General features: G+C 71.8%; 3 protein-coding genes. All 3 read right to left on the reverse strand.

The window, feature by feature from the left end; all coding sequences use genetic code 11:
* Positions 1-2,095: [protein-PII] uridylyltransferase (locus tag ACY45C_RS13725; protein ID WP_462188002.1), on the reverse strand; the 2,095-nt coding region annotated here is incomplete at its 3' end.
* Positions 2,096-2,339: 244 nt separating this feature from the next.
* Positions 2,340-2,681, reverse strand: coding sequence for a P-II family nitrogen regulator (locus ACY45C_RS13730; RefSeq protein ID WP_011434886.1), 342 nt, complete (start codon positions 2,679-2,681; stop codon positions 2,340-2,342).
* A partial coding sequence (locus ACY45C_RS13735) for an ammonium transporter (protein WP_462188003.1) occupies positions 2,678-3,543 on the reverse strand: 866 nt, incomplete at its 5' end. The genes ACY45C_RS13735 and ACY45C_RS13730, both read right to left, overlap by 4 nt.

Consider the following 3,543-nt stretch of genomic DNA (forward strand, 5'->3'; position numbering starts at 1 on the left):
TCACGGTCATCGATCCCAGGTCGTCATCGAAGATCACCTGAGGTGCGCCGGGCGTGGTCCACCGCTTGGCCCCGGCGTAGTCGCGTTCCCGGGCGGCGAGCCGACCGGCGACGTCGAGGGTGCCGGCGAGCGCGGCCCGCAGGTCGGCGAGCAGCCGCGCCGGCTCCGGTACCCGTCCGTGCGGCGCGGCCACGGCGGCCTGCAGCAGCGCCCGACCGCCGTTCCTCCGGGCCGAGGCCCGCCGGATGTCCAACCGGTTCAGCGCAAGGACACCAGCGATGATCGCCAGCAGTCCGACGTGGTCGGCGCTGACCACCACGATCTCGAACATGCCCTCGTTCGGCAGCGGATTGACCTGGACGACGTGCTCGTCGGGCAGCGCGAGCAGACCACGCTGCCGATCGTCGAGGTGCGGGGGACACGGGACCCGCTCGCCGCCGAGGACGGCCCGGGCCCGCTCGACGAGGTCACCGATCAGCCGCGCCTTCCAGGCGTTCCACGCGGTCGGGCCGGTGGCCCGGGAGTCGGCTTCGGTCAGTCGGTGCAGCAGGGTGAGGATCCGCACGCTGCCGGCGGACGCGGCGACGCTCTCGATTGTCCCGGGATCGTCGATGTCCCGCCTGGTCGCGGCCTCGCCGAGAAGCAGGTGGTGGCGGACCATGGCGACAAGCACGTCAACGTCCTCGGGCGGCAGGCCCAGCCGCGGGCCGATCCGTTCGATCTGCACGATGCCCGCGTCGGTATGGTCGCCGGAGAAGCCCTTACCGATGTCGTGCAGGAGGGCGCCGAGCAGCAACAGATCCGGCCGGTCCACCTCGCGGGTGTGCGCGGCGGCCCGCGCCGCGGCCTCCATCAGATGCCGGTCGACGGTGTAACGGTGGTAGGGATTGCGTTGTGGTCTGCTGCGCACCGCCGCCCACTCCGGGATGAGCCGGACGAGCAGCCCCACCTGGTCGAGGGATTCCAGCACCCCCACGGCCGCGTCGCCGGTGGCCAGCAGCGTGACCAGCGCGTCACGGGCGGCGTCAGGCCAGGGGTCGGGCATCGGTGGAGCCTCCCGGGCCAGCCGGTCGACGGCGTAGCGGCCCAGCGGGAGCCCGCTTCGTGCGGCCGCGGCGGCGGCCCGCAGCACCAGGACCGGGTCCTTCGCCGGATCGACGTCCCGGGCGAGCTGGACCTCGCCGTCCTGGTCGACCACCCCTTCGCCGAGGGGGCGGCGGGCTGGCCGCCGGCCGCCACCGCGCCACCGCGCCACCGACCGCAGGCCGGCCGCGACCCGGTACCAGGTGGTGTCCCAGGTCCAGGAGATGGCGCGTCCGGCGTCGGCGACCGCGTGCGCGAGCGCGAGCGCGTCGGCGTAGCCGAGCATGGTGGCGACCGCCTCGGAGTCCTGGAGCAGGAGCCGATCGTGGGCTCGTCCCCGGCTCAGCCGGCGGATCTCGCCGCGGGCATCGAGCAGCACCTGACCGGCGGCGGTTACCCGCTCGGAGGGGGACTCGGCGACCCAGGCCGCCGCGAGGGCGTGCAGGGCATGGACGTCACGTAGTCCGCCGCGGGATTCCTTCAGGTCGGGTTCGAGCAGGAACGCGACCTCACCGAGCCGGGCGGCCCGTTCCGCGACGGCCTCGGCGAGCTCGGGCAGTCGTTTCGGGGCATGGGACCGCCACCGGGCGCGAGCCCGCTGGGCGAGTTGCGTGGCCAGCGTCGCGTCACCCGCGACGTGGCGGGCGTCGAGCAGGCCGAGCGCGGCCTTGAGGTCACCGTCGGCCACCATGATGGCCTCGTCGACGGTGCGCACGCTGTGATCGAGGCCCACCCCCGAATCCCACAGCGGATACCAGACCGCGTCGGCGACGGCGGAGATGTCGTTCTGTTTGCCGTCGTGGACGAGGACGAGGTCGAGATCGCTGCCGAACGCGGGCTCCGCGCGTCCGTAGCCGCCGACGGCCACTAGGGCCATTCCCGGCCCGGGATCGCCGAACAGGTCGACTAGGGCATGGTCGGCGAGGTCGGTGAGGATGCGGCGCAGCCGTGGGCCGGTCGCCGTGGGCAGGCGCTCGGAGCGGCCCTTGAGGATCTCCAGGCGGTCCGTCATGGCTGTCCTCCTCCGTTCGGCCGTCTGGCCGTGATCGATCTCGAATCTGGATCGATCACGGCCAGCGGAGCGCCGAGCCGAGGACACAGAAACGCGCACCAGCGCAACTGTGGTCTCGGGTGGTGCCGGATCGGGTGGTGTCGCGGGTGGTGCGTGGTGCCGGGTGGTGCGTGGTAACGGTGATGGATGGAGTCGGGTGGTGCGGTGGAGCCGTGCCGCGGTGGCGTTGCCACGCCCGGCACTACTACAGCGCGTCCGCCCCCCGCTCGCCGGTACGGACCCGTACCACCGACTCGACCGGAACGACCCAGATCTTGCCGTCGCCGATCTTGCCGGTCTGCGCCGACGACGTGATCGCCGCGACCAGATCGTCGACCGCCCCGTCCGCGACGACCACCTCGATCTTGATCTTCGGCACGAAGTCGACCTTGTACTCGGCGCCGCGGTAGACCTCGGTGTGGCCCTTCTGCCGGCCGTAGCCCTGGACCTCGGAGATCGTCAGTCCGTGCACGCCCAGGGTCTCGAGCGCCGCCTTCACGTCGTCGACCTTGAACGGCTTGATGACGGCGGTGACGAGCTTGGTCATGCCTGGGCCTCCTCGGGCACCTTGACGGGGCTGATGCTGCTCGTGGGCAGCGAGCCGCTACCGCCGATGGACGTGAAGCGGTACGCCGTCTCCCCGTGCAACGCCTCGTCCATGCCGGCGATCTCGTCGTCGGCGTTCAGCCGGAGACCGATGGTGTACTTCAGGGCGAGAGCGATGATTGCCGTCACGACGGCCGAGTAGCCCAGCGTCGCGCCAACGGCGAGCGCCTGCTCCCCGAAGACGCTCCACGGGCCGCCGTAGAAGACGCCGTCCTTGCCGGCCTCGTTCGTGTCGACAGTGGCGAAGAGGCCAGTCAGCAGAGCGCCGAGCACACCGCCGACCAGGTGGACCGCACCGACGTCGAGCGAGTCGTCGATGCCGACCTTGCCCTTGATCGAGGTGGCCAGGGCGCAGACGACGCCAGCGATGCCGCCGACGGCGATCGAACCCATCGGAGAGACGAAACCACAGGCCGGGGTGATGGCTACCAGACCCGCGACCGCGCCGGACGCGGCTCCCAGGGTGGTCGCCTTGCCGTCGCGCAGCTGCTCGGCCGCGAGCCATCCGAGGATCGCGACGCCGGTCGCGATCTGGGTGTTGAGCAGGGCGTACCCGGCGACCTTGTTGGCGCCCAGCGCGGAACCCGCGTTGAACCCGAACCATCCGACCCACAGGATGCCGGTGCCCAGGAGAACGAACGGGACGTTATGGGGACGGAAGTCGCCGGTCGGCCAACCGGCCCGCTTGCCGAGGACCAGCGCCAGCACGATCGCCGCGATACCGGCGTTGGCGTGGACGACCGTGCCGCCCGCGAAGTCCAACGCGCCGCGCTCGAACAACCAGCCCTTGCTCGCCCACACCC

It is taken from the genome of Frankia sp. CcWB2, assembly GCF_977927585.1.